General features: G+C 63.9%; 22 protein-coding genes and 1 pseudogene. 9 read left to right on the plus strand and 14 right to left on the minus strand.

The window, feature by feature from the left end; genetic code table 11:
- Positions 1-50 precede the first annotated feature (50 nt).
- From JNB50_RS23905 to JNB50_RS23930, 6 genes are all read left to right on the plus strand, one after another.
- On the plus strand, positions 51-713 hold the full coding sequence (locus tag JNB50_RS23905; protein ID WP_208042597.1) for a hypothetical protein: 663 nt from the start codon (positions 51-53) through the stop codon (positions 711-713).
- Complete coding sequence (locus JNB50_RS23910) at positions 710-2,515, plus strand: type IV secretory system conjugative DNA transfer family protein (protein WP_243768922.1); 1,806 nt, start codon at positions 710-712, stop codon at positions 2,513-2,515. Before JNB50_RS23905 ends, JNB50_RS23910 begins: the two co-directional genes overlap by 4 nt.
- Positions 2,515-2,916 (plus strand): hypothetical protein, encoded by a 402-nt coding sequence (locus tag JNB50_RS23915; RefSeq protein ID WP_208042598.1) that lies wholly within the window; start codon positions 2,515-2,517, stop codon positions 2,914-2,916. The genes JNB50_RS23910 and JNB50_RS23915 overlap by 1 nt, the downstream gene beginning before the upstream one ends.
- Positions 2,913-3,377: a hypothetical protein gene (locus tag JNB50_RS23920; RefSeq protein ID WP_208042599.1), complete on the plus strand. Its 465-nt coding sequence runs from the start codon at positions 2,913-2,915 to the stop codon at positions 3,375-3,377. Before JNB50_RS23915 ends, JNB50_RS23920 begins: the two co-directional genes overlap by 4 nt.
- Positions 3,378-3,472: 95 nt before the next feature.
- Entirely contained in the window at positions 3,473-3,916 is a 444-nt protein-coding gene (locus JNB50_RS23925; protein ID WP_208042600.1) for a single-stranded DNA-binding protein, read from the plus strand.
- Positions 3,917-4,081: 165 nt separating this feature from the next.
- The gene (locus tag JNB50_RS23930) at positions 4,082-6,790 is read left to right on the plus strand and encodes a TrlF family AAA-like ATPase (RefSeq protein ID WP_208042601.1); all 2,709 of its coding nucleotides are present in this window, start codon (positions 4,082-4,084) and stop codon (positions 6,788-6,790) included.
- A gap of 248 nt (positions 6,791-7,038) precedes the next feature.
- Here JNB50_RS23930 and JNB50_RS23935 read toward each other — a convergent pair whose 3' ends face one another.
- The 9 genes and pseudogenes from JNB50_RS23935 to JNB50_RS25930 form a co-directional block, all read right to left on the minus strand.
- A complete protein-coding gene (locus JNB50_RS23935; protein ID WP_208042602.1) occupies positions 7,039-7,896 on the minus strand; it encodes a hypothetical protein in 858 nt (285 codons plus the stop codon).
- Between the two features lie 545 nt (positions 7,897-8,441).
- Positions 8,442-11,132, minus strand: coding sequence for an AAA family ATPase (locus tag JNB50_RS23940; protein WP_307794857.1), 2,691 nt, complete (start codon positions 11,130-11,132; stop codon positions 8,442-8,444).
- A gap of 141 nt (positions 11,133-11,273) precedes the next feature.
- A pseudogene (locus tag JNB50_RS23945) lies at positions 11,274-12,463 on the minus strand (integrase core domain-containing protein).
- A 425-nt stretch (positions 12,464-12,888) separates the two neighbouring features.
- On the minus strand, positions 12,889-13,755 hold the full coding sequence (locus JNB50_RS23950) for an ArdC-like ssDNA-binding domain-containing protein (RefSeq protein WP_208042605.1): 867 nt from the start codon (positions 13,753-13,755) through the stop codon (positions 12,889-12,891).
- 281 nt (positions 13,756-14,036) lie between these two features.
- Entirely contained in the window at positions 14,037-14,660 is a 624-nt protein-coding gene (locus tag JNB50_RS23955; protein ID WP_307794858.1) for a DUF4396 domain-containing protein, read from the minus strand.
- A 232-nt stretch (positions 14,661-14,892) separates the two neighbouring features.
- Entirely contained in the window at positions 14,893-15,480 is a 588-nt protein-coding gene (locus JNB50_RS23960; RefSeq protein ID WP_021763097.1) for a DUF305 domain-containing protein, read from the minus strand.
- A 91-nt stretch (positions 15,481-15,571) separates the two neighbouring features.
- On the minus strand, positions 15,572-16,036 hold the full coding sequence (locus JNB50_RS23965) for a DUF6153 family protein (protein ID WP_208042607.1): 465 nt from the start codon (positions 16,034-16,036) through the stop codon (positions 15,572-15,574).
- Positions 16,037-16,120: 84 nt separating this feature from the next.
- Positions 16,121-16,783, minus strand: a complete 663-nt coding sequence (locus JNB50_RS23970) for a hypothetical protein (RefSeq protein WP_208042608.1) — start codon at positions 16,781-16,783, stop codon at positions 16,121-16,123.
- 191 nt (positions 16,784-16,974) lie between these two features.
- Complete coding sequence (locus JNB50_RS25930; RefSeq protein WP_374222285.1) at positions 16,975-17,325, minus strand: DUF6153 family protein; 351 nt, start codon at positions 17,323-17,325, stop codon at positions 16,975-16,977.
- A 224-nt stretch (positions 17,326-17,549) separates the two neighbouring features.
- On the opposite strand from JNB50_RS25930, the gene JNB50_RS23975 reads away from it, so the two are divergent.
- Positions 17,550-17,801, plus strand: a complete 252-nt coding sequence (locus JNB50_RS23975; protein ID WP_307794859.1) for an SHOCT domain-containing protein — start codon at positions 17,550-17,552, stop codon at positions 17,799-17,801.
- A 14-nt stretch (positions 17,802-17,815) separates the two neighbouring features.
- Here JNB50_RS23975 and JNB50_RS23980 read toward each other — a convergent pair whose 3' ends face one another.
- The 5 genes from JNB50_RS23980 to JNB50_RS24000 are packed head-to-tail and all read right to left on the minus strand — an operon-like array spanning position 17,816 to position 23,240.
- Positions 17,816-18,133: a metal-sensitive transcriptional regulator gene (locus JNB50_RS23980; protein WP_208042609.1), complete on the minus strand. Its 318-nt coding sequence runs from the start codon at positions 18,131-18,133 to the stop codon at positions 17,816-17,818.
- A 17-nt stretch (positions 18,134-18,150) separates the two neighbouring features.
- Complete coding sequence (locus JNB50_RS23985) at positions 18,151-20,355, minus strand: heavy metal translocating P-type ATPase (RefSeq protein WP_374222283.1); 2,205 nt, start codon at positions 20,353-20,355, stop codon at positions 18,151-18,153.
- Positions 20,356-20,411: 56 nt separating this feature from the next.
- Positions 20,412-20,669, minus strand: a complete 258-nt coding sequence (locus JNB50_RS23990; protein WP_374222284.1) for a YHS domain-containing protein — start codon at positions 20,667-20,669, stop codon at positions 20,412-20,414.
- A 23-nt stretch (positions 20,670-20,692) separates the two neighbouring features.
- Positions 20,693-22,990, minus strand: a complete 2,298-nt coding sequence (locus JNB50_RS23995) for a cation-translocating P-type ATPase (protein ID WP_208042611.1) — start codon at positions 22,988-22,990, stop codon at positions 20,693-20,695.
- A 40-nt stretch (positions 22,991-23,030) separates the two neighbouring features.
- Positions 23,031-23,240, minus strand: coding sequence for a heavy-metal-associated domain-containing protein (locus tag JNB50_RS24000; protein ID WP_021763107.1), 210 nt, complete (start codon positions 23,238-23,240; stop codon positions 23,031-23,033).
- A gap of 1,940 nt (positions 23,241-25,180) precedes the next feature.
- Between JNB50_RS24000 and JNB50_RS24005 the strand changes: the two genes are divergently transcribed.
- Both JNB50_RS24005 and JNB50_RS24010 read left to right on the plus strand, forming a co-directional pair.
- Entirely contained in the window at positions 25,181-26,050 is an 870-nt protein-coding gene (locus JNB50_RS24005; protein ID WP_208042612.1) for a M23 family metallopeptidase, read from the plus strand.
- A gap of 2 nt (positions 26,051-26,052) precedes the next feature.
- A complete protein-coding gene (locus JNB50_RS24010; protein WP_208042613.1) occupies positions 26,053-26,679 on the plus strand; it encodes a hypothetical protein in 627 nt (208 codons plus the stop codon).
- The last annotated feature ends 53 nt before the right edge of the window (positions 26,680-26,732 follow it).

A 26,732-nucleotide genomic window follows, 5' to 3' on the forward strand; every position in this document is an offset into this window, starting at 1 on the left:
CACAACCTCACGGGGAACTACACCTAGTCGACCCCGACGAGACTCTCCCCGTGGAGGTGGCCGATGCGGGCCATCGGCTCGCGCACTCGCTGCGCCGGATGGTCTCCGGTGACCTCACCGGGTTCTTCGATGGCCCCTCCACGGTCCGCTTTGACGCCGACGCCCCGATGATGGTCGTCGACACCTCCGCGCTGAAAGGAGCGTCCCCGGAGGCCCAGTCTCTCGCCCGCCTGGCGACAGCGAACTGGATCCGCAGATCCTCGCTCGGTGCGAACCGGCAAGCCCGTGTCATCATCCACGAAGAAGCCGCCGTCGAGCTCCTCAACGACGTCTCCGGCGGCGATGCCCTCGCCGACCGTGTCGAGGACGAGAAGGTCGCCCGCCACCACGGCACCTCGAACTGGTACCTCCTGCATCGCGTCGCCGACCTCGACGCCCTCGGCGATCGCAACAGTGCCCTCCACTCCCGCGCCTTGGGCCTGCTCGCCGACTGCGAAACGCGCATTTCTTACGCGCAGCACTCGGGGGAGATTGCCCGGTCTCGGGAGATCCTGGGCTGGAATGACACTCAGGCCGATCTGGTCCGCAAGCTTCATAAGGGCGAAGGGCTCTGGCAGATCGGTCAGGACCGGGTCGCGAAGGTCCGCAATATCTGTACCGACTACGAACTCGGCATTTTCCGCACCGACGCCATGGGTGGTGAGCGAGCATGAGAGCCCACGGCTCCTCCTTCACTCAGATCGCGCTCTACGCACTGTTCGGTGTTGTCGTCGCGGGCGTCCTCTCCACGGCGGCCGGGGCGGCGACCATTCAGGCGGTCTGCGGCACCGGAGGGAATCCCTCCAGCGTCTTTGCCGGCCTCCAACTCGCCCTCAGTGCCAGCCCGGCCGGTTTCGCATACCCGCCCAGTTGCGAGGTCCCTGTCGGACTGATCCGCGTTCTTGACGTGACGGCTCTGGTGCTGATGCTCGCCGTGATGGCCGCCACCGTGATCTGGTGGCTCCGCTACCGCCAGTCCGACCGTCACTTCATTCATGACCTCCGAGGCCGCGACGGACTCGCCAAGCCTGGGGAGGTCCGCAAGCACACCTCCGCCCGCACCGCCCTTCGCCGGGCCAAGACCCTGCGCCCGTCCATGGTCGATCCGGATCCATCCGCTGCGGGATGGAAGGTTGGTAGCGCCCACGGGCGAGACGTGTACGTCTCGATCGAGGACTCGATCGTCGTCGAGGGTGCACCCCGCTCCGGCAAGGGCTACCGGTTCATCATCAACGCCATCCTCGACTGGAACGGCCCACTGATCACCACCTCCACCCGCAACGACAACCTCTCCGCCACCATGCGCGAACGAGCCCGCGTCGGGAACGTCACCGTCTTCGACCCGCAGGAGCTTTCCGGTGTGCGATCCTCGTTGCGGATCTCGCCGGTTACCGGCTGTGAGGACCCCCTCGTCGCCGACCAGCGGGGTCAGGCGATTGTCGCCGGCACCGCGCTCGGCGCGTCGAAGACCAACCAGGAGTGGGCGCAGGTCTCCTCCTCTGTACTCTCGCGACTCCTGCACGCTGCTGCAGTCTCCGGCCGAGGCGCCGAAGCTCTGGCACGCTGGGGCTCGAACCCACGGCTCGCGCTCGAGGCCGTCACCGTCCTAGCCAACGACGGAACGCCCGGCTGGTCTGAGGACCTGGACGCGATCATCAACGGTGACCAGAAGCTCCTCGCGAACTCCTGGTTCGGCGTCGCCGGCGCGATCCGTCCATTGGCGATCCCCGCGATCCGCAGGGCGATGACGCCCGGGCCGGGGGAGCAGTTCGATCCCGACGGGTTCCTCACCGGATCCAACAGTCTCTACCTCGTTGGCACCGGCGCTGGCGCAGGGTCCGTCGGCGGGTTCCTCGGCGCAATCCTGGACGACATTGTCGAGACTGCCCGCCGGAAGGCACTCGCTTCGCCAGGATCCCGACTCGATCTGCCGCTCGCGCTAATCCTGGACGAGATCGCCAACATGTTCTCCTGGCCGGCGCTGCCCCGGATCATGGCCGACGGCGGCGGCGTTGGCATCTCCACCGTCGTGGTCCTGCAGGCGCTCTCGCAAGCCGAGACCGCCTGGTCCCGGTCCGAGGCGGACACCATCTGGTCGGCAGCCACCGCGAAGCTTCTGCTCGGCGGCGCGTCGGACGTCGACCACCTCCGCGACATCGAATCGCTGCTCGGGCTTCGCCGCGTCCCCAGCACCGGCCACTCCTACAACGACTCCGGATCCTCCACCAACGTCAACAACGAGAAGGTGCCCGTCATGACGATCGACGAAATCCGACGCATGCCCGAATCCATCGGGCTGCTCGCCTACCGCAACCGCCGAGGCATCCTCCTCGACCTCCGCGGCTGGACCGACCGCGACGACGCACGCCAGGTCAAAACGGGCAAGCAACTCACCGAACTCGACCAGCAGGCCGTGTTCGCCGAGCAGTACCGGGCGGCCATGGACCGCCGCCACACAGCAGGGGAGCGGAACTGATGTCCAACCGCCGCCGGCCCGCCCGGAACAACACCTACCGCACCCGCTACCTCCACTCGCCGGCCTGGTTCGCCCGCCGCGACCGCTGGTTCGCCGAACAAGGAGCCCGCTGCGAGCACGTGCGCTGCGCACTCTGCCTCGGCATGGGCAACTCTCGCACCCTCGAGCTGCACCACCTCGCCTACACCGGCGTCAGCCAGACACCGCGCGGCTGGGCCGCGCATGAACGGCACGAAGACCTGACCGCGCTGCATCCACGCTGCCACGAATACCTCCACCAACTCATCGACCGCGACCGAGCACTCTCGGGCTTCGTCTCGCGACGCACCGCCTCACTGCAAGCCATCGCCAGGCTCCAAGCCAAGATCGGGCAATACATCGAATCGACGGAATGGCCATGAGCAGCAAGCCACCCATCGAGGAACTCCTCGACTCGCTTCCCGAGGGCTGGGACGACCCGTCGTCGCGGCGCAGCCCGGGAATGCTTGGCGTCGCGGTCGTCAACTGGCGCACACTCCCAGACAGCGAGGCGCCCCAGGTGTGGACGGATCTCGGTGCGTGGGTGTCCTGGTTCATCCACCGCTACAACCTCCCCGCCCGCAAGATCCCGCCCTGCTGGTTCAAGCACGGCGCCCTCGTCGAAGAACTTTCCGCCCTCCACACCGCCTGGCTCGTCTCCTATGACAGCCTCGATGCCGGATTCGGGCCCATCGGCTGGCACGAACGCCTCGCCGTCGCGATCCCGCGACTGGCCACCTGGTACAACGGCGAATGCCATAACGGCCACACCGAACTCCCGAACTCTGCAGAGGCCGTCGCTCCCGGGTGGAGGGACTGGATCACGCAATCTCACGCGACTTAGGCGGTTGCGCGTCACCGCGACGTCATCACCGGAACGAAAACACAACGTGTAAGTGAAGCGACCACCTCGGCCGCACCAATGAAAGGAACAGGAAGATGAGCACACGAGTCCCGATCAGCATCGAAGGCAACCTCGTCGCCGACCCCGACTTCGGCGAATCCCAGAACGGCACCAAGTTCGCCAAGTTCACCGTCGCCGTCACCGACCGCAAGCAGGTCGACGGGAAGTGGGTCGACGGTGACACCCAGTACCACCGCACCACGGTCTTCGGCCGCACCGCCGAGAACGTCCGCGCCAGCCTCGCCAAAGGCGACACGGTCATCGTCAATGGCAACCTCGAGTTCCGACACTGGACCGACCAGGCCACCGGGGAACCCCGCGCCGCCACCGAGGTCGTCGCCGACAGCGTCGGCCCCTCCCTCCGCTACACGACCGCGGAGGTGGCGCGACGTATCCCAAAAGCTGACGGCCCGGACGTGACAGCGACCGGGCCGAGTGTCCCCCATGTCGCCGCGGATCGAGGGCTCAGCGTCGCATGACCTGCGATCTGACGAAATGACCAGCAACTAATGCCTGGTGCAGCGGCGCTGGGGTCCCCTTACGGACCTCAGCGCCGCTCTGTGGGCTCAGTGCGATCCTCAAGCCTTCGCATTCCAAAAGTCCCAGATTTGGGGCCGAACGAGTCCCATGAGAGAAGGCTTGAGATGCCAGTATCGAATCATTCCGCGGCGGAGCGAGGTACCGAACTGGGTGTCTCCGCCGTGCCCAATCAGAACGAAAAGGCGAGCGAAGACGTGGTCGATTTTGAGGGCATGCCGGGCGGCACTGAATGGGTCCGTTGCGCCTTGCAGGTGAACCCGTTTTCATACCTACAGGCCAATGGCAAGCAGCCGGCGGGAAGTACGGAAGACGAGTACAACGCAACAATGGTTGCGGCGCTTCGCGCCGAAAACGTCGGGGCAATCGCGATCACCGATCACTGGGCCGTTGATACGGGGGAGCGGCTAAGAATTGCAGCGAGCGAAGCGGGAATCACGGTCTTTCCCGGCTTCGAAGCCACTACGAAGGATGGCGTCCATCTCTTGTTGCTCTTCGATCCTGACACGACGTCGTCGACAATCAATCGGCACATTGGCGGATGTGGCATAAGCAGCGCAGCCAACGCCTCTACGCCGGGAAGCTTGGATGCTGACGAGACGCTAAGGATGGCCAAGGAGTGGGGAGCGACTGTGATTGCCCCTCACGTCAATACGGGGGGAGGGTTGCTTCACAAGCTCAACGGTCAGTCGGCCATCAATGTGTGGTGCAGCCCCTACTTTCATGCGGTTGCACAGGGTGGCGCAGCACTTGACCAGAGGTCGCGGGCGATCCTAAACAACTCCGATCCGAATTTTCATCGCGACAATCCGGTTGCAATCCTCAATGGAGCGGATGTTTCCTCTCCGGCAGACGTTAGCAAGCGGGGTAGCACTACATGGATCAAACTTTCCGCACGCACTGCGAGCGCTTTGGACCTTGCCTTCAGAACACCGGAAACTCGGATCCGACGCGAAGACCCAACATCGGATGGTCACCCACGGATCATTGGGATTTCGTGGAAGGGCGGGTTCCTGGGCGGTACTAGCATTCGATTCAATCAATCGCTCAACGTGATGATCGGAGGTCGAGGAACGGGGAAATCGACGGTCATCGAGAGCATCCGTTTCGCGCTCGGTATGACTCCCCTCGCTGAAAATGCTGAGCGCGAGTACAACGCAACGATCAAGTCAGTGCTGCGCCCCGGAGCAGAGGTGACACTTGAATTCGAGGTCTCATCGCCGTCGAGCACGCGTTATTTCGTCAGCCGCGTCGTCGGGGGAAGACCGAAAGTGCGGGACGCCGATGGCAACCTGTTGCAGTCGGAACCCGCTGACATTCTCTCCGACCTTGAGGTCTACGGTCAGCGAGAGTTGGCCGAACTTGCGAGAGATCGGCATCGACTCACGAGCCTCCTCGCGAAGTACCTTCCTCGAGGTCTGGACGAATCTGCGGCTGAGTCTCGGCGGGTCCAATTGCGAAAATCCCGGGAGGAGATCGATGCCCTTGCGGAAACGCTCGATGCGCTCGAGTCCCGAGCTTCTCGACTGCCAGTAATCGAAGAGCGACTGAAAAGCTTCGAGGAGGCGGGCGCCGCAGCCAAATTGTCTGCGCACGCAGAAATGCAACGCGAGGAAACGCTACTGGGACGGACAACGGCCGCGCTCGCCGGAGTTCCCTTTGATCGCGAGGAACTGCAGGTTGACGCGGGTGCACTGACCACCGACGTCGCCGACCTTCCTAGGGAGGCTCTTCTGAGCGAAGCGGCCAAAGCGATCGAAACCTACAACACTGCAGTGCAGCAGGCATTCGCAACTATGGAATCTGCGCATACTCGCGCCGAGCTTGAGCTGGAGAACATTGTTCAGCGGTGGTCCGACGAAACCGAACCGGTGCGCCAGGGGCTATCCGACATGCTTCGCGAGTTGAAAGCCGGGGACGGCGAGGAATACTTACGGCTGCAGGGACAGCGTGAAGAACTCAAGGGCCTTCCATCGCAGGTAAAGCAGACGCGTCGAAAACTTAAGGACCTGCGGAAGTTACGGGCCGATCTGGTAGCTGAGGCGGAGTCAACTCGGGCCGAGGAGGTGCAAGAACTTGGGAAGGCAGCTAAGAAGGTCGGCAAACTCCTACCCGGTACGGTAAGGGCCACCGTGGACGAGAACGACGATCGCAGCCCGCTACTCAACTTTGTCAAGGATCTGCCCGGTCGATTCGACACTGTCCGAAGCGCGATCGAGAACGCATCGGTGCTAACCCCCGCCGCGTTTGCGGAGGAATGCCGCCTCGGTGCGGTTGGATTTCGCCAGAATTACCCTTCGGTTACGCCCCGCCAGGCAGATGACTTCTGCGCGCTAGGGGAGACCGTTTTCATGCAGATCGAAGAACTTGAGTTCCCAGTTACGACCAACCTGCACCTGAATATCGGGACGAAGGGCGACCCCGCCTGGCGAGACTTGGATCGTCTTTCGACTGGTCAACGAGCGACCGCTCTCCTTCTACTCCTACTGAAGCGCGGCACCGCACCTCTGGTGATCGACCAGCCCGAGGACGACCTGGACAATTCATTCATCAACACGGGAATCGTTCCGCATCTCAGGCAGAAGGGTAAGAGACAGATCATCTTCTCCAGCCACAACGCAAACATTCCAGTCCTTGGCGACGCGGATCAGCTGATCGTCCTTGAAGCTAGCGACAAGGGCGGAGAGGTGGTGGGTGCAATAGCAGAGGACGGTCTCGGCTCAATCGACCATCCCAAATTGCGACAGTGGGTTGAAGAGCTTCTCGAGGGTGGGCAGACCGCGTTCAATACGAGACGCTATCTCTACGGCTTCTGAGTTTCTGGCTTTGCTGACGAGCCCTGGCCATGAATCGTTGCGGCTCGCAGGCGCTGCGGTAAACGCCGCGGATTCCGTCCCAGTGGTGCGACTGTTCGCGATCAGGAACTTGCTACAATGACTGTTGGAAGTGCGGGTTTTAGGCCTGCCGGCTCGAAGCCGGGGCGCTTCACAGAGTCGGGAGACCTAGGTTCGATTCCTAGCGACGCACTCGTGGCGTTGTAGCTCAATGGAAGAGCATCCCACTTTTATCTTCTTCGGTCGATCGCGACTTGAAGTTCCGCGTCGGTAAGAGACAAAGCGCTGAACCCTCCGCGAAGGTAGCCTCGGAGCGCCCGGAGCGCGGTCGGATCCGCGGGCTTCTTGGATCCGAGCTGGAAGTACTCTTGCGCCGCCATGTCTGCCCACGTGCTTCTCGGGATTACCTTCTGTAGTCCGATGTTCACGTCGTATGAGAGTCGCTTCTGGATCGCAAGCGTAGCGATCAGACCGCCGACTCCGACGAGTGCGGGCTGGCCGATTGCCGGGATGGCGAATGTCTCGCCCGTAAGTGTCTCCCAAAGTTGTCGTTGATCAGCGGTGAGGCCTTGATACAGACCCACGAGCCTGCGGTCAACCACGCCTCCGGCGTGGATATTACAGTTTCGAGTTACGCGAGTCAGGTGAAACAGCGCGAGCGCGTCACTGTCGAACACATGCGAACTGGCAACGGCGAAGTTTTCATGGGCGTTAGCCGTCGTCGTTCCGTCCAATTTGGTCTTCGAAAACTTGCCCACTGGAATGAGCATCGCGAGACAGCTCTTGACGAAATCTTCGTGGAAGGCAATCGCATGCGCCATCCCCATCGTGCTCATTTCTGTTTCAGCGTTCGAAATCAGTCCGCGAGCCAGGTCGGATCGCATGTCAAAACGAGCGACGTGCTCCAGCAAAGGGAACATCTCGGCCAGCGTCCGTTTCGAACCACGCGTCAACTCGAGCGTCGATGCCGCCAACTTCGACGCGACGATCATCGCCCAGATAGTGTTGCTCGTTTCCGCGCGTCTTCTCTCCAGCTCTCGAAACTCAGCGAACTTGACTTGCGGCTGCGTCCGATAGCGAGTGGTCATGGAGCAACACTATTGAGAGGCGTCGCACCGCGTCACAACTACTCCATTCGTGAGAACACGACCGCGTCCGCCGTTAGGGGCGCATAATGGCCCGGCGTGTGGGCGCGACGTAGGTCGGGTGCACACTGAATGGATGAACAGCAACGCGCCCAAACCAACGCCGCTTGGAGTCTCTGACGATGGAGCGATTCTCCTGTGCCGCGACTGGATGGTTCACCTCGGGGCTACGGACACGATGGTGGCGAAAGGTCCGACCCAAGCTATCTGTGATCTTTATAGCTCGCGCTACATCGCATGGGTTCAGAACGCGTACGGAAACCTTGATGTGGATCCGATAATGCGTGCGGCGCAGGTTTGTGCCGCAGATGGGCGGCAGGCCATCATCTTCAAGCAAGGTGGGGTGCGGCCCGAGCCCAACGACAGGCTGATCTCCGTGGAGTTGCGCTGTTCTTGTACGTCCCCTCCGATGCGCTCCTTGAAGGGGCAAACTCGATCGGAACTCTACTGCGTCGCGTCGGATTGGAGGCAGCGGCGTAGGCCTCCGTTCAATGCATACTTGCCTCCGTTGAAGTCGCGGCCGGTGCCGCCGTGAGAGCGGAGTCAAGTTCGACTGTCGCCGCATGGCGCAGTTCCTGCTCAGCTGCGGCGCGAGACTGTCCGATGCTCGCCTCGATAGGCCGGCGTTGCATCATCTCCATCAGCTCTGTTCGCGCAGCTGATTTGGTGGGAGCAACGACAATGACATCGTTGCTCTCCCGACCGCGTGTGAGCCCGACATATAGCCCTGCCGAATCGACGCCCGGCCCCACAACGGAGCGGTCGCTCGTCTCTCCTTGTACGCCGTAAACAGTGGAAGCGTAGCCAAGGTGCACGTGCTTGCCGACATAGTCCTGTGACACCCTGCGAAGGTCTGAGGCATCAGAGGGGGAAGCTAGAACCACACCATTCGTCGTAATCGACTTGATGGTCCAGGACTGTCGATTTTCGACCCCAGTCTGGCTGTCATTCCGGCGCGTCTGCACCATATCGCCCTCCATGAGCAACTGCCCGTCCTGACCTGTCACGGTCGCTGCACCGGAGATTGACCCCAGCGCGAGCCGTCTGGACTGGATCGCCTCGTTGACGGCTTGAGCCTCCATGTGTGTGGCGGTCACTAGCGAAATTGATTGGCCCGCTTCTTTGGCCGAGAACCAAGCGTCGACCATTCGTTCGCGCGCGAGCGCGTCAGAATTAGTGAAGATGACGTGACCAGTGTCAATAAGCTCGTCGGCCAGACCGTTCGCGTCCTTGAGACTTCGCGGATCTCGCAAGCGCAGTGAGAGTTCCGCCCACTCTGGGTCTTTGAACCGGTGTATTGAAGTCAACTCGACATGGCTTGATGCGCGCCGCCAGAAGATCGCCATTGCCCCCGAGTGGCCGACGGGTAGGGCTTGACGCTGGTCGCCGACCAGCGCAACACTCGCATGCGTCTGCCGCACTATATCTAGTAGCGCGTTCGCTGTTTCGAGTTCCATCATCCCGGCTTCATCGACGACGATCCGATCGCCCGGTGCAATTGGGCGGGTCGGGCCACCATACGGCACGCCAGAGTCCGGATCGATTTCGCCCGGAGCTAGCCGGTTCCAAGCGGTTTCACCGGTCGGCGTAACCGACCATCGCCAGCCCCAATCCCGAAGTAGCTGGTGGAGAGAAGACGAAGCACTGTTTGCTTCGCGTCCTGCTACAGACGAGGCCTTCTTCGTGGGCGCAACAATGATCATGTTCTTGCCGCGACGCCGCAGCGCGGCGCCGGCCACCTTCAACATTGTCGTCTTGCCGGTGCCGGCCGCTCCGCTGACACAGACAATCAATCCGCTTCCGCCTAGTGCAGCGGCGCCGTCGACTTGCTCTGCGTTCAGGTGGTGATGCGGGTCCACCAGCATTGCCACCGTCGTGACCTCCTCCTGCGCAAGTGGTCGGCCCGGAGTAGCAATCAACTCGACTCTACGGGCAACGCTGGCCTTCAAGGCCGCAGTCGACGTCGCCATCAGATGCTTGATGTGGCGAGGAACGCCGGGCTCGTTCAAGAGGGTGACCGTGTGGGTCTGGGCAGCGGCCTCCTCGAGCCGATCGATGAGGGGCGCGAGCTCTGATCTAGCGGCGATGATCCCAGACTCTGCGAGGGCGCGGATCACGCCGGCGCGGACGTCGATCTCGCTGAATCGGCCGCCTGTCCCGGTCGACCGAGCATCCGCGTCAACGATCGCCTTCGCGGCCAGCAAGTCCAAGTCGAGGGTGCCCAGCGCTTGGTCGGCCACGAGTGCTGCAACGCGCTGTCGCCCGAGTGTCGGATCGGCGGTCAGGAGTTCGTTTCGAATCACGGCCGCCCAGCCCTCGGTGTCCAGATTCGCGGGCTTGTCCGGGCGGCCGTACGCCCACGCCCATCGATCGATTTGATTCAGCACTTCGTGGGACGGCTCTTGTTCCGGATGCTGCTCCTTCCACTCGGCGACTCGAGCCACCTTGTTCGCCTCGATCTGGGCCGACCGCTTCGACAGCGGACGCACCAAGTGCGTCAGCTGCGCGATCTCGCCGTTGGCGTCCAAGGAGAATCCCTTCGCGGCCAGCGCGGCGAGCCACCCGGGGTCCGTGCGCGAGGCGAGATCACCCTCCGCATTGACCACGTTTTGAAACCGTAGCGCGACCCGGGTGTCAACGTTCGACCACCGCCCATCGCGCCCCTGAACCTTGACGTTCAGCCACAGGTGCCGATGCTTGTGCGGGTCCAGCGAGCGCGAGCGTTCATGCCGCAACTCCACGACTTCGACGCGCGAGAGATCCTCACGGATGCAACCCTGCTTCCCTCGGCGAGCGTTGAGCTCGGTCTGCCACAGCTTGATGATCCGATCCCGCAGCCGGTCCTGCAGATCCTCGTACGCGGTCGCCAGTTCAGGGTCCAGCATGGCTGCGATCGAGTAAGACTTCGGGGCGTTGATCGTGGCGTCCAAGATCAGATCCGCGACCGGCGATTCGAGATCCCGACCGCGGCGCTCGCCTGTGAGCGGATCGATCCCATCCACCCACTTCTTCAGCTGCGACCGCGTGAGCAAGTCGTCGCGGATGCTGCCGTCCTCGACGATGTAGCGAGTCATAACAGCGTCCGCATAGCCGACCGCAGCGATCACACCGTCCGCGGTCTTCGCGGTCAGAGCGGCATCGCAAACCCCCGCGAAGGCGTACTGGACCGCCTGCTTCACGCCCTGCGAAGTCTGGCCGCGCTTCCATCGCTGAACCCCACCCCTCATACCTACACGTTGTGTCAACGAGGCGATTTTGACGCGCAAATCGGAAATTCATCTCAAAGTGTCTTGTCTCAGGACATCGGAAGCGGAAGTGTCTCAGGACATCGGAAGCGGTTGGTGTCTCAGGACATCGGTGACAGTTCGTCGGGTCGTGGGTTGGGGCGGCGGCCGCGGGGTCGGCCGTTGCTGACGTATTTGACGCCGGGTGAGGGCCAGGGTTGCTCGATGATGAGGGTGCCGTCGAGGTCGAAGAACATGATCGTGGGGCCGGTGTCGAGGATGGCGATGCGTTTCTTGCTGTAGTCGCGGCTGATGCCGAAGCGGATGCCGTGGAACTCGACGCTGCCTCCGCGGTCGACGAGTTTGACGCGGATGCCGTCGTCGCGGCGTCCGAGGCGGGAGTCGTGTGCGGGTGGCCTGGGTGATTCGGCTTTCGGGGTGGCCTGCCAGGCCTGGTGCGGGGTGATCCGTCCGGGGAGGGCTTGGTGGGGTCGTTGGGTGTTGTAGATGATGTCGAACGCATCGACCTGTTCCTGCAGCTGGGCGAGGGTGGCGGCGATGGGTTGCTTGTCGAGGTAGCGGAACAAGGTCTGGTGGAACCGCTCGTTCTTGCCCTGGGTGGTCGGTTTGAAGGGTTTGCCGGTGATCGCCTCGACACCGTAGCGAGCGAGGTAGGTGGTCAGTTGGCCGGCGAACCCGCGGCGGGAGGGGTTGAGGGCCATGCCGTTGTCCGAGAGCAGTCGCTGTGGAACACCGTGGATGCGGATGGCTTTGGCGACGACGGTGATGGCGTCTTGGGAGCTCTCGGTCCAGGCGACGTGGGAGGCGACGGCGAGGCGGGAGTGGTCATCGATGAGCTGGAAGATGACGCACTTGCGTCCCTCGGTGAGGACGTATTCGGTGGCGTCGATCTGCCAGCACGCGTTCGGTGCCGGATAGACGAACCGACGGTAGGAAGCCCGGGGTCGCTTCCTGGGTTCGAGGCGGGCGACGCCGGCTTCGCGGAAGATCCGGGCCAGGGACGACACCGCCGGAACCGGGGTGATCCGCAAGAGCTGCATTCGGTCGTGGACGCTGATCGGACCGTGGTCCAGGCCGGACTGTTCTAGCGCCGCCCGGACCTGGATGGCCTGCCGTTGGATCTCCTCAGTGATCTTCCCAGGGCTGGCTCGAGGGCGCCTCGACCGGGGTTCCAGTGCGGCGGCCGGCCCGTCCTCGATGGCCCGTTTCCGGATTGCGTAGAACGTCTTCCGGGAGATGCCGTGCTCGGCGCAGAACGTGGTCACCGAGCCGCGCGGAGCATCCGGCGGCCACTGGGTGATCGCGAGACGGACACGGGGATCAACGGGTTCGACACGGCTCATTCCTCAAAGATCGAGGAGAAGTGTCACCACCAAACAGCGCCGAAGTGTCACCGATGTCCTGAGGCAGATTCGTCACCTATGTCCTGAGACATAACAAATTCATCTCAAAGAGTGCCTGCGTGCATTCGCTCTTTCGCTTTGTCCTTTCGTCGTGTGTTCGTTTCCTCCCTCGTCGTTCCTTCTCTTGGCTTTCTCTCCTTCCGTCCGTTCGCTCTTCTCTCTTTCCTGTTCTCCGGTTTCTGTTTCTCGCTTCGGTTGTCACGCTCGTCGACCCATAGGCCGCAACCGTCGCCGCGCGCGAAAGAACCCCGGCCACGCGGGTCGGGGTTCCTCTCCTGGCTGATCAGCTATTCGCGGTTCTCAAGGATTTCCGCGATCGTGTGGGCGGCCTGCAGTACTCGCTTTGCTGTCTCTCGGATGACGGTGACGTCTTCTTCTGCCCAGCCGGCGATGTAGCCGATGCTGTACGCGCTGGTATCGAAGCCAGCCAGACCGGCGACGATATAGGCGCCGGATTCGGCTTCCACCTCCAACCTCCCGCGATGAGTGCGGTACTTGTCGAGGTCATCGATGTGGTGCAGTTCGATGTGAGCTGTCTCGTGGAGGAGGGTCTTGGCGGACTGCTCGGTCGCGAGGTTTTCCGCCAGGCTAACCTTCTTCGTTTCAGGGTCGGTGTGACCATTCGCGCGCGTCAGTGGTACCCGGTGGACGCTCCATCCGTGTGTCTCTAGGTGAGCCGTCAGCGGGCGGATCACGCCGTGGTCGTCGTCGCCGGTCAGTTGTCGGGCCGGGTCTTCCGGCAATGGGTCCGCTCCTTCGATCGGATCTGTCTGCGTGATGTCGAACACCGAGAGGGTGGGGAAGTACCGAACTGTGTGCTCTTCGGCCGGGGTCTCGGAACCGGATTCAGTCGTGCTCTCGGTCTTCTTCTCGCGAAACCCGAAAATCTTGATCGCCTTCTCGCCCTTGCGGACCTGACGCCCCTTCGCTTGCCACTGGCGGAAGCCCGCGACCATCGTCGCTTCGGGCTTTTGGGCGAGAATCAGCAGGAGGTTGTTGAGACTGTAGTTGTGGAAAGAGCGGGCGAACTCCAGGAATGCCCGCCACTGGCCGCTTTCGGCGAGTCGCTGGACCTGCTCCACGATTGACGCGTGCAGTGCCTCCGCTTCTGCATGACGTTCCTGCGGATTCCGGGTGATGACCTTACCGCTCATGATTCCCTACCTCCCTCATCGTTCTTTGGCCGATTTCGGCGCTGTGCGACGTCGCGCGGTCGGCCCGGAGGGCGGGGGTTCCGGCATCCCCATCACACAAGAGTCTGGGATCGCAGGTGCGGAGCACCTTCCCCAGCCAAAGGCAGAAGTCAGGTTGACGGGTTCATCGGCCGCAGGGTCGAGCGTGCGTAAGCTCTAGGAGCGAAATCAGCGAACCGGCCCGCGTCCGGTTCAGGTTCCGTTGGGGTTAGACACGTACGGCGAGGCGCCGATGGTCGACGTCACATCCGTTCTTTGATCCCGACGTGGATGAGTAGCCAGTTGACTGGGTATGCGGTAGAGAATCCGAGCAGCATCGCCCATTGCATCGCGAACCAGAACTCGGGCGAGTTCACAGGGGCGCGGCCGCCGAACAGTGCCGGGAAGAGCAGGAGTTGGATCAGCGCCATCGCCCCGTACATTCCGATCTGCCATGACGTGATGGAGGCGGCGTCCGCTTTGAGAGCTTCGATCAGGCCTTGGTGTAGGTTCAGCCCACGCATGGGGGCGATGGCGAAGTATTGGAAGATGATTCCGAGGCCGAAGGCGAGGATGAAGTCGAGGATCCAGACGGCGAACATCTTGTCTTTGAAGAGCCACCCCCACCCGAAGACGACGGCGACCGCGGGAATCAGGAAGGCCACCCTTTCTGCGACGAGGTCGCCGAGAGCGCAGCCGGCCCCGCAGTGGTTTGTTCCGGTCGCGACCGCGACAGGCATCGGCGTCTTCTCGTCGTTCTGAGAGCGAGTGCGGCCCCAACGGAGGTAGCCTCCGAACCAGAGGAGACCGCCGAACAGCATGGAGGCGGGCCAGACCACGTTCATCACGGCCATCTTCTGGGGCCGCCGGATGACGTCGATTGTCACGATCAGAGCGCACGCGACGCCGACGCTGATCGAGGTCCACGCAAGAACGTTCAGCCAACTGGGGAAGGATCCAAGGGCGGGGGTCACAATCCACCGTTACCCGGAACGAAGCGCCGAGTGTAGCCGGTTGACTCCGCAGCTGTCTCTGTCCAGTGCAGCCAGAAGGCGAAGGGGCGGGTGCCGCCGTTAGGGGGGTGGGGGAGTGACGGCACCCGCCGTCAGTGGGACGGTTTCAGAGGCTGCTGAGCATGCTCTTCATCGTGGCGATCTCGGCGGTCTGATCGGTGGCGATCTTCTTTGCCAGAGCCACGGCATCCGTGTTCTTTCCCGTCTTGATTTCCTCGTTCGCCATCTCGATGGCTCCCTGGTGATGCGTGATCATCTGGGTGAGGAACAGCTTTCCGGCTTCCGCTCCGGAGGCGTCCTTCAGTTCGCTCATGTCGGATTCGGACATCATGCCGCCCATGTCGTGGGACATTCCGGTGGACGCATTCCAGGTCTTCAACCAGCCGTTCATTGTGTCGATCTCCGGCTGCTGAGCATCCTTGATCTTCTGCGCGAGCTCGGTGACCTTTGGATTCACGTCGCTCTTGTTGAGGACCATGTCGGACATCTCGATGGCCTGCTGGTGATGCATGACCATGTTCTGCGCGAACGACACGTCGGCGTCGTTATGCTCACTGGTCGCGCGGCTCGTGGAGGAGCTGCCCATACCCATGTCCATGTCGGAGTGACCGGCTGTCGGGGTGCCCGAGCAGCCGGTGAGGATGAGCGCGGTGGCCAAGGCGCCGGAGGCGAGCGCCATCGTCTTGAACTTCATGCGTAATGCTTCTCTCTTGCTCGATTGACTGTTCGTGTGGGCCGACCGGATGGCAGGCCGGACTGTCCGGCGCGTGCCGGAACGGTACGAATCAGGTTCGGCTGATCGAGAGGACGAGAAGCGATGGAGGTGATGGCGGCGCCGGGGCGGCTGGGTGCGCGGCCGGGAGAGCGGCGACGAGTCGATGCAGGTCGTTGCCGCGCCGAGTAACGATCACCCGCAGGGTAAGGATCAGTGTGAGGGCAAGCAGGGCGAGCAGGCACACCATGTCAGCCATGTTGTGGCCTGACCCGCAGGTCCCGTTGCAGTCCTCACCCGAGTGGGCGAGACCGCTGGATGAAGCAGGCACCATAGCGGCCGTGTCCGCTGCGGCCGGAGCCGACATGACGCCGTCGTGGTGTGCCAGCGCGTTGGCGTGGTGCGCGCTGTGGTCGCCGACGACCGCGGTCAGAGTGTGCATGGCGAGCAGTCCGACAACGATTCCGGTCACCGCCAGAAGGAGAACGACCAGGCGTTGCAGCGCGCTCAGTCGCAGCAGGCGGAAGCTCTTGCTCACCACGACACCTCCCCGCGTTCCCCGGACGCGACCAGGATAACGCGCTGCCGCGAAACGAACCTGTACACCCGAGCCGCCGTCCGGCTACCCCGCTGCTGCCCAGTCGAACGGGGCGGGCGAAGTTGCCTCTTGTCCGTGGCTGGTGACGACGATGTCGATGTCTTGGCGGTCCGCCAGACGGAGGGCTGGGAGCGGCGTATCGCTTCGCTTCCCGTCGACGAAGAGGGTGACGCGGCGGTCGCCTGCTCCGTCCACGTACGGTCCGATCGTGTGCGCCTTGAGGCGGACGCCCCATTCCGTGAAGAGTTGACCCAGGGTGAAGGACCGTTGGGTGGCCGACTCCACGTGGATGATCCCCGACGTGTCGTGTGTGTGCAGGGCGGACATCGTCCCCTGGAGTGGATCCACGCCGAGGTTGGCTGGAACCGTGACCGCGCTTCCATCGATGCTTATGGACAGATGCTGGTGGATGTGAAGCACGTCGCCTTCCATTGTGGCGACCTCCAGTCCGGCTTGTTTCGCCCGGCTCTCCGGGTCTGACGGCGCCGCCCAGGGTGGTGCGCTTGCTGTGGCGCGTGGCGCGGTTGTCGTTCCTGATGCGACCGCTGCCACGGTGATGCCGGTCCCGATCGCGAGCACGGCAACGGCTGCGCCGGTTGTCGTCCAGATCAGTCGTCGCTTACGCCTCTTTCGTTCGGCGGCCGCGCGTTCGGCTTCTTTGATCCTTGCTGATTCTCGATGATTCATGGTCGTTGTCCTGTGCGGTTCGAAGTGCGGGCTGAGATGTTCTCAAGGGGCAGAGGCGTCGTTTGACGTTGGCGCGCGTCCTGGGCGCAAGATGACGACGTCTGGACAGTCGCTGCCCCCTGCGGGGCCATTACCGACGGCCGTGATCCGGTCCGAATGGTTCGCCGACGTGATGGACGGCGTCGCCTGACTCAGGTTCGACTGATGGAGAGAACGTGCAAGGACGGCCCACCTCGAGGTGGGGAAGCCGTAGTTGCCTGGAATACCGCGACCGGTGGGGGGCCCTGAACAGCTTCGCTTCTGCTGATTCCGAGGGTCGCCAACGGACCAGGCACGGTGGTCGTCAGCAAGGCGAGCATGCACAGCGTGTCGCTCATGCTCTTCCCTGTACCGCTCATCCCGTCGCACGTGCCGGTTGTCGCGGTCCCATCGCTGCGGGATATCAAGGTCGCGGCGTGGGCCGACGGCATTCCGGACGTGGTGCTCATGGCCGGCGCAGTCTGAGCGGCTTGTGCCGCGGAGGTGGGGGCTACGGCGTGCATGGCGAGCAGGCCGACCAGTATGCCGATCACGCCGAGCAGGAGAACGATGCTCCGACGTGGTCCGCTCAGTCGTGGCACACGCAAGCTATTGCTGACCACGACACCTCCTGCGTCTTCTATCGGATGCCCGATCAGGGTAGCGCGTCCGGCTGAATGGGACTAAAGCCCCAGCTCGCAGGACCAGGAGCAGCGCATACTGAGCGTGATCACTGGAGGAGGCAGACGTGTACGGGTGGATGATGGGCGGCATGGGGGCGTGGTGGATCATTTGGCTGATTGTGCCGTTGCTGATCATCGCGGTTGTGATCGTGTTGGTGGTCACTCTTAGCCGGCGTGGTCCGTCCGCCGGTAGTGGTCCGGTTCAGCAGGGGCGTCCGTCGCCTCGCGACATTCTCGATGAACGGTACGCCCGAGGCGAGATCGACCACGACGAGTACGCCAGGCGTCGGGACGAGTTGGGTCGTTCTGGGAGCTGAGCCGACGGGATCCGTCACGAACGCACGAGGCGGGCGATGGCGTCGCTGGCTTCCTGGATCTTGGCTTGTCCTTCGTCCCCGCCGAGCAGTACTGCGTCGGTGACGCAGTGCTTGAGGTGGTCGTCGACGAGGCCGAGGGCGACGCTCTTGAGAGCGGAGGTCAGGGCGGAGATCTGGGTGAGGATGTCGATGCAGTACTGCTCTTCATCGACCATCCGCGCGATGCCACGGGCTTGCCCTTCGATGCGGCTGAGGCGGCGCATGTAGCCGGTTTTGTCGGTGATGTAGCCGTGCTGGTGTTCGTGCTCGGTGGTGGCGGTTGACTCGTTCATGATGGCTCCAGGGGAGGTCAGCTTCGGGATGCGGGTGTCGGCGTCGCCGGCTGGGTGCGGGATTGGTCGAGGGCAGCGCGGGCGCTGGTCTCTGGCCGCAGGTCGAGCCGGCGCAGCAGTTGGGCGTTCAGGGCGACGACGATCGTGGACAAGGACATGAGGATCGCTCCGACCGACATGGGGAGCACGAAGCCGATGGGCGCGAGGACGCCGGCCGCGAGTGGTACGGAGATGAGGTTGTACCCGGCTGCCCACCATAGGTTCTGCTTCATCTTGCGGTAGGTGGCCCGGGAGAGCTCGATCACCGAAAGCACGGAACGGGGGTCGTCGCTGGCGAGGATGACCCCCGCGGAGGCGATCGCGACGTCCGTGCCGGCGCCGATGGCGATCCCGACGTCGGCCTGGGCGAGAGCAGGGGCGTCGTTGACGCCGTCACCGACCATGGCCACCTTCCGTCCCTCGGCCTGGAGCTCCTTGACCTTGGCGGACTTGTCTTCCGGCCGGACTCCGGCGAAGTACCGGTCGATGCCGAGTTCGTTGGCGACCGATCTGGCGACGGCGTCCGCGTCGCCGGTGATCATCACGACCTGCACGTTCTGGGCGTGCAGGGCATCGACCGCTTGCCGCGACTCCTCGCGGATCTCGTCGGCCAGCTTGAGCGCACCAGCCACCTGTCCGTCGACCAGGACGTGCAGGATGATGGCGCCATCCTCTCGCCACGCGTCGGCGACCCGGAGCTCGTCCGCTCCGGCTTGGTGCAGCAGGTTCGGGCCCCCGACCTGGACGTGATAGCCGTCGACCGTCGCCGACACACCCACCGCGGGAGAGGACTCGAAGCCCGTCGCCGGAGCGACCGTCACATTGTGAGTGGCGGCGGCGTTGACGATGGCCCGCGCCAGCGGATGCTCGGAGTCTGCCTCGGCCGCGGCGGCCAGAGCCAGCAGGCGATCGGAGCTGGTGCCGTCGGTGGTCTCGATGGCGGTGACGGTCGGCTCGCCCTTTGTGAGCGTGCCGGTCTTGTCGAACAGCACTGTGTCGACGGTGCGCATGCTCTCCAGGGCGAGACGATCCTTGATGAGCACTCCGCCGCGGGCGGCGCGCTCGGTCGAGATGGCGACGACCAGCGGGATGGCCAGACCGAGTGCGTGCGGGCAGGCGATGACCAGAACCGTGATGGTGCGCACGACGGCCTCATCTGGCAGGCCGATCATGGTCCAGACGACCGCGGTTATGATCGCCGCGCCGAGGGCGAACCAGAACAGCCACCCGGCCGCGGTGTCGGCGATCCGCTGGGCACGTGACGAGGATTTCTGGGCTTCGCTGACCAGCCGCTGGATACCGGCGAGAGCGGTGTCGTCGCCGACGGCGGTGATCTGAACGCGCAGACCGGAGTCGGTTGCGACGGTGCCGGCGACGACGGCGTCGCCGATATCGCGGCGGACTGTGCGGGATTCGCCGGTGATCATCGACTCGTCCATGCTCGCCGATCCGGCGACGACGCGTCCGTCGGCTGGGATGCGCCCGCCGGGGCGGATTACGACGACGTCGCCGACCTCGAGGTCGGCGGGAGCGACCTGTACGGTGCTGTCACCCTCGACGCGTTCGGCCTCGTCGGGTAGCAGCGCTGCCAGCGAGTCGAGGGCGGAGGTGGTCTGGGCCAGCGACCGCATCTCGATCCAGTGGCCCAGCAGCATGATCACGATGAGGAGGGCGAGCTCCCACCAGAAGTCGAGTTCGTGGTCCAGGATCCCCAGGCTGGCACCCCAGGATGCCAGGAACGCGACCGTGATCGCCAACGCGATCAGGAGCATCATGCCGGGCTTGAGGGCTCGCAGTTCGCTGACGGCGCCGGTGAGGAACGGTCGGCCGCCCCAGACGTACATGACCGTGCCGAGGACCGGCGAGATCCATGCAACCCAGGTGGCGTCCGGCAGCGGGTACCCCAAGATCATGGCGAACATCGAGGAGAAGCCGACCACGGGGACGGCGATGATGAGCATGATCCAGAACAGCCGACGGAACTGTCCGACGTGGTCACCGTGTCCGGCGTGCCCGGCCATCCCGGCGTGACCGGCGTGCCCGGCCATGTCATGCCCGCTGTGCCCGGTCATGTCGTGCCCGGCGTGCTCGCCCATCTCGTGGGCCTCGTGGGCTTCGGCGGTCTCGGTCGAGGTGGTGTGGGCGCGGTGGTCGTGCCCGTCGTGCTCGGTGTGGTCGTTCATGCTTAGCCCTTCACCTGGGTGATGTGCTGGTGTCCGCCTGTACCGGGCGGCGGCGGTTATGCGGTGATGTAAGCCGTAGGGTCGGCGTCGAAGCGAGGCGCGCAACCAGCGCAGCAGAACCAATACCGCTCCCCGTTGTAGTCGCGGTAGAGGCCTTGCGCCTCTGCCTTCGCCTTGCTGACGGTGCTGCCTTTCATCACGATGCACTCGGTGAGATCGTCGGCGCCTGTCCCGCCGAGGAGGTTGGTGTTTCCCGTCGGCATGGTGGCGGCGTGGTGGTGGTCGGTGTTGGTGCTGCAGCAGCTGTCGCTCATGGTGCGTTCCTTCTCGTGAGTGGTCATGCGGTTTCGAGGACGGACGTTGGTATTCCGGTGTCCGTTTGGGTCGTGGAGTTCTTGGAGCGGAAGCCGCGTAGGCGGAGGCTGTTGGTCACCACGAACACACTGGAGAACGCCATCGCCGCTCCGGCGATCATCGGATTGAGTAGTCCGAACGCCGCCAGCGGGATCGCTGCGACGTTGTAGGCGAACGCCCAGAACAGATTCGTCTTGATCGTGCCCAGAGTGCTCCGGGCCAGCCGGACGGCGTCCGCGGCGGCTCGGAGGTCACCCCGGACCAAGGTGATGTCTGCTGCTTCGATAGCGACGTCGGTGCCGGTTCCCATTGCCAGTCCCAGGTCGGCGGTTGCCAGGGCGGCGGCGTCGTTGACGCCGTCGCCGACCATCGCAACGGTCTTGCCTTCGGCCTGCAGTCGGCGCACGGTGTCGGCCTTGTCCTGGGGGAGCACCTCGGCGATGACGGTGTCGATGCCCACGGCGTGGGCGACCTCGCGAGCGACGGTCGCGTTGTCTCCGGTGAGCAGGATCGGGGTGAGCCCGAGCTGTTTGAACGCGTCCACGGCTTCTCGGCTGGTCGGCTTGATCGCGTCCGCCACGACGAGCAGTCCTCGCGCTTTCCCGTCCCAGGCCACGCAGACCACGGTCTGCCCCGCCGCTTCGGCGGCGTTCTTGGCCGTTGCGAGGCTGTCGTTGAGAACGATGGACCAGTCCTTTAGCAGCGACTGTCGGCCCACGAGCGTCAGGTGGCCGTCGACGATGCCCTGTACGCCGCGACCTTCGATGTTCACGAAGGATTCCGGGTTGGGGAGGGTTCCGCTGCGGTCGGTGGCAGCGGCCGCGATGGCCCGGGCGATCGGATGCTCGGACGCGGCTTCAACGGCGCCGGCCATCCGGAGCAGCACCGACTCGTCGACGTCGGCCGCGGTGACGACCTGGACCAACGTCATCTTCCCAGCTGTGACCGTACCGGTCTTATCCACGACGATGGTGTCGACGGTGCGCGTGGACTCGAGTACTTCGGGTCCTTTGATCAGGATGCCGAGCTGTGCTCCACGTCCGGTTCCGACCAGGAGTGCCGTCGGGGTGGCCAATCCAAGAGCGCAGGGGCACGCGATGATCAGCACCGCCACGGCGGCTGTGAACGCTGCAGCCACCGGGTGACCGGTGACCAACCAGGCGACCAGTGTGAGCGCGGCGATGCCCAGGACGATCGGGACGAAGATGCCTGAGATGCGGTCGGCGAGACGCTGTATTTCTGCTTTGCCGGATTGGGCGTCCTCGACGAGTTTGGCCATGTGCGCGAGCTGGGTGTCGCTGCCGACGCGGGTGGCGCGCACCAGGAGGCGGCCGCCGGAGTTCACGGTGGCCCCGGCAACAGCGTCACCCGGTGTGACCTCCACGGGCACGGATTCGCCGGTCAGCAGCGAGATGTCGATCGCGCTCGACCCGTCGACCACGACCCCGTCGGTGGCGATCTTCTCGCCGGGCCGGACCACGAACTCGTCCCCGGCCCGCAGCTTCTCGATCGGGATGCGTACCTCAAGGCCGTCACGGATGACCGCCACATCCTTGGCGCCGAGTTCAAGGAGCGCCCGCAGCGCCGCGCCGGCCTGCCGCTTCGATCGCTTCTCGAAATAGCGTCCGGCGAGCACGAAGGTGGTGACTCCGGCGGCGACCTCGAGGTAGATGTTGCCCGCGCCGTCCGTGGCGGCCACGGTGAAGCTGAACCCGTGAGTCATCCCCGGCATCCCCGCCGTTCCGAAGAACAGGGCGTACATCGACCACGCGAATGCGGCCAGGGTCCCGATCGACACCAGGGTGTCCATGGTGGCCGCTCCGTGGCGGGCGTTGATGAACGCTGCCTTGTGGAACGGCCATGCGCCCCACACCACCACCGGCGCCGCCAGTGTGAGTGACAGCCACTGCCAGTAGGTGAACTGCAGTGCTGGGATCATCGCCAGTGCGATGACCGGAATGGACAGTGCGACGCTGCCGATCAGGCGGTTCCGCAGTCCCGTGAGTTCCGGGTCGGCGTCTTTCGTGTCGGTCTCGGGGTCCTCGGCTGGGAGAGCGGCGGTGTAACCCGTCTTCTCCACTTCGGCGATCACGGTGGACACATCCATGCCCTCCGGCATGGACACTCGCGCCTTTTCGGTCGCATAGTTCACCGTTGCGGTGACGCCGTCCAGCCGGTTCAACTTCTTCTCGATCCGCATGGCGCACGACGCGCAGGTCATCCCACCGACCTCGAGCTCGAGGGTGGCGCCGCTTGCGGCGGGCGAGGGAGATGCTGTCATGTCGTGGTGCTCCTCAGATTGGAACGGCCGTGCGGGTTTCCTACTTGCGGACGGCGGCGTAGCCGGCCTCGTCGACCGCGGCGAGTACGGCGGCGTCATCCACGCCGGTTCCGGTGGTGACGTGCAGAATGCCGTCGGTTGCGGACACCTTCACGTTGTCGACGCCGGCGACCTGGGCCACCTCGGTGGACACTGCCCGCTCGCAGTGCTCGCACGTCATTCCGGTCACCTGGTAGTCGATCGTTTCCATCAGTCCTCCATGATTGCTGGGATACCCTCGGAGGGTATCGAGGTCTGACAACATGATACCCCTGGATGGTATTCCCAAACCCGGGATGCCGGTTCGTCGTAGCGGGCTCCTTTCGTGGTGCCAGCTCTTTGCTCGGTTCCTTGCAAGCCCTGCCGCGAGTTCTCGATGCCCCTTGTAGTCCGAATCCTTACTTGCTTGGCGGTGTGGCATAGGCAACCTCATGTTCGAGCAATACGCAGCGCTTTGGAAGGCCGGCCAAGCAATCGCCGCCTGCCAGCCGACCTCGTCACGGCATCCGGGTTACTCCTCGCAATCTCCGTCCTTGGCCCCCGCCGTTGTGGGTCATCGGCCGACAGCCGCCGCGTGCATCGTAGCCACTGGGATCACCAGTTCCAGCAGCTTCGCGAATCCCGCCGATATCGTCGGCCTGACCACCGTGCGAGCGTTTGCCTTTGTGTCGGAGCCGCAGACTGTGCCGCGCTTGAGCACGCCCGCGGTCCCGCGGTCCGCTCCTCTCGACCTCGTCGATCCGCCTCATGGGTCTCAGTCTCATGCGACGGAACAGCGCTCGAACCGTCTGACCACGGTGGACGCGTTCTCGTCTCGACGGGAGAGACACGCGTTCGAAGGCCACTGAATGGAGGTGGAACTTCCCACGAGCGGACGTAGACGAGCCGTCCGCACCGAATCCTCCCCCGTCCACCCGAAGCCCGCGGAAGGTCGTTTTGTTACTGGATTTGGTGTGGACAATCGCGTGCTGCAGGCAATGAAGTCGCATTAGTGAACTTCAATACCGTCGGTCTGAGTGACATCAATCGAAGGTGCACCGGCCGGATCGAATGTTCCTGTAGTGCGTCCTCGCATTACGCCAACGGCGGAGGTTATGCAGTGGACTTCTATCTCCCGAATGGTCGTCCGCTCACCGGTGGAGATCCAGGGTCGCTGAAACTCATTCGCGCGCTAGACCCTCTGGCGCCGACGGATACAGATTTGAGACAGATCGGCTGCCGGGCGAGCGTGGCTGTCACCAACTTCCTGCCGTTCAACGACACCTGGGATCGCCTCCACATCGATTTTCGGCAGCGCAAGGAACCACGCTCAAGCTCTCCACCTGGCCTGCAAATGCAGACAGATCATCCGGTCTGCTGCTCCGACCCAGCACAGCTCGCTATGATGCGGGTTGCCCCTACCCGTCAACCCAGGACTGAAACATGACGCTCACGCGACTTGACCCGAAACGGGGCGTTGCTGCGCGTCGGCGTCGGGTATTGCTCGCGCTGCTTTCCTTGTTGGCGTTGGCGGTCGGGATGTTTGTGATGACATCCATGAACTCGACTCACCCGCATGAGGTCGTCGCAGCTTCGGCTGGCAGCCATTCCAGTGCCCGCTCCGTTGCAACTCACCCACACGGTGAGGCGCCCGCTGTTCCGGTTTCTCGATCCGCAAGTGCGCTGTTGAGCCTTCAGGGCTCTCCTGGACCGCAGTGCGACACGGTCTGCGAGCTGAGTTGTGCGATCGCGGGCGCTGCGTGCGTTCTGATCGTGATTGCGGTTGCCGTCTCGCTTTTCGCGATAAGCAGAGGGCTCGCGCTTGTTGACCTTGAGCATCGAATCGTGGCTGTCCCCATGTCGTCGATTACGACTGTGCGAGCGCATGGTCCGTCGTTAGTCGCACTCTCGGTAAGCCGCACCTAGACCGGCACCTCTGGACCCCACGGCGAAACGCCGACCTGACTAGCAAAGCACTAGCGGTTGGCTGGCCTGGGCTTTTGCGCTCCACTGCTGTGACGTGATCGACGCTTCTCTTCGGATGGTCTCCGTCACACACCCTCCCCAGTTAATCGGCGACGAATGTGGCCTCCGGTCGGCATGTCTCGTCGTCACCCTTCCGAGCCGACCTACGGGTCTTCTCACGCCAAAACGTCGGAGCCTTTCGCCACGATGCCCGCACACTCTCGCCACCGACAAAGCGCGAACGCGCTTCCCGCGACCGCGCTTCCCGCGACCGCCTACCAGCACGAATCACGCCGCGCGCGACGCGACGCCGAGCGGCGTCGACCGGTCACCCGTCCCGCGGCAAACACTCGGCAACGACGTACCCGCAAACCATGGGCACCGATTGCTGCGCTGGCGCTGGCCGGAACCTTGTTCGGAACCTACGCCCTTCCGGCCTATGCGATCGTGCCCGGCGAACGGCAACAGATCGCAACGGCACGACCGGGAGAGCTGCAGACGGTAACAGTCGCCGCTACCGACCCGGCAGCCGTCACACGCGAAGAAGTCGCTGTGACCGCGCCGCCGCCGCCGCCGCCGAAACCGAAACCAAAAGCCACAGTCACTACCCCGAACACCTTCCTGCGGACAGCGAACACGTTCACAAACGACCCCGCCTCCCCGATCCAGTGGCCATTCGATGTCGGCGTGCCAATCAGCGACGGATTCGGCTACCGAGTCGCGCCCTGCTCTGGTTGCTCCTCCTATCACGAGGGCATCGATATGAATCCGGGCGCCGGAACCCCGATCCAGGCGATAGCGGACGGCGTCGTCCGCGAGGTGGGCAATCCGTCCGGAAGCCTGGGCGTGTACGCCATCATCGACCACCAAATCGAGGGACAAACCGTCAGCAGCCTCTACGCCCACATGGCCTACGGTTCGCTCGCGCTCAGTGTGGGACAAACCGTCAAGGTCCGACAACTGGTCGGCCTGGTCGGCAGCACAGGGGCCAGCACCGGCGCCCATCTGCATCTCGGCATTTCCGTCAACGGAACCCCGGTCGACCCCTATGCGTGGCTTACGCAGAAAGTGAAATAAGCATGCCATCGCGCACCCGTCGGCACACCTCGGCCCTCATCGTCAGCACCGTCGCGGTCACTGTCCTGCTCAGCGGTTGCAGCGCCGCAACACCGGCGGCTCCGAGAATGAACGAGCTCGGACACGTGCATGGCCTGGATGCCACGCACGGTCGCATCTTTGCCGCGACCCACCAGGGGGTGTGGGCAATCGACGCGGCGAAACTAGGAGATGGTTTCGCCACCGAAACCACCGCCCGGGTCGGCGTTAGTAGCCAGGACTCAATGGGGTTTACTGTCGCCCGTTCCGGCGTCATGTTCGCATCCGGGCACCCCGACCCCGGCAACAACCCGCAGCAGCTACCCGCGAACCTAGGTCTGATCCAGAGCCTCGATGCTGCACAATCCTGGAAGTCTGTTTCGCTAGCCGGTCACACCGACTTCCACGACCTTGTTACCGCCCCGACAAGCGACGCCCGCGTGCGGATCTACGGCTACGACGCGGCCCAACAACGCGTCCGGATCAGCGATGATGGCGGTCACACCTGGCACGATGGCGCGACCCTCTCGTTGCGGAAGCTCGCGGTCAACCCAAACGCACCGGACACGCTCCTTGCCACAACCCAGGCCGGCGTGGCTTTGTCAAGTTGAGTTGGCCCACCGATGTCGTCGTGATTCGGCCCACACGGTACGGCTGATAGTCG

This window comes from Leifsonia sp. TF02-11, from assembly GCF_017565305.1.
Classification (GTDB): domain Bacteria; phylum Actinomycetota; class Actinomycetes; order Actinomycetales; family Microbacteriaceae; genus Leifsonia.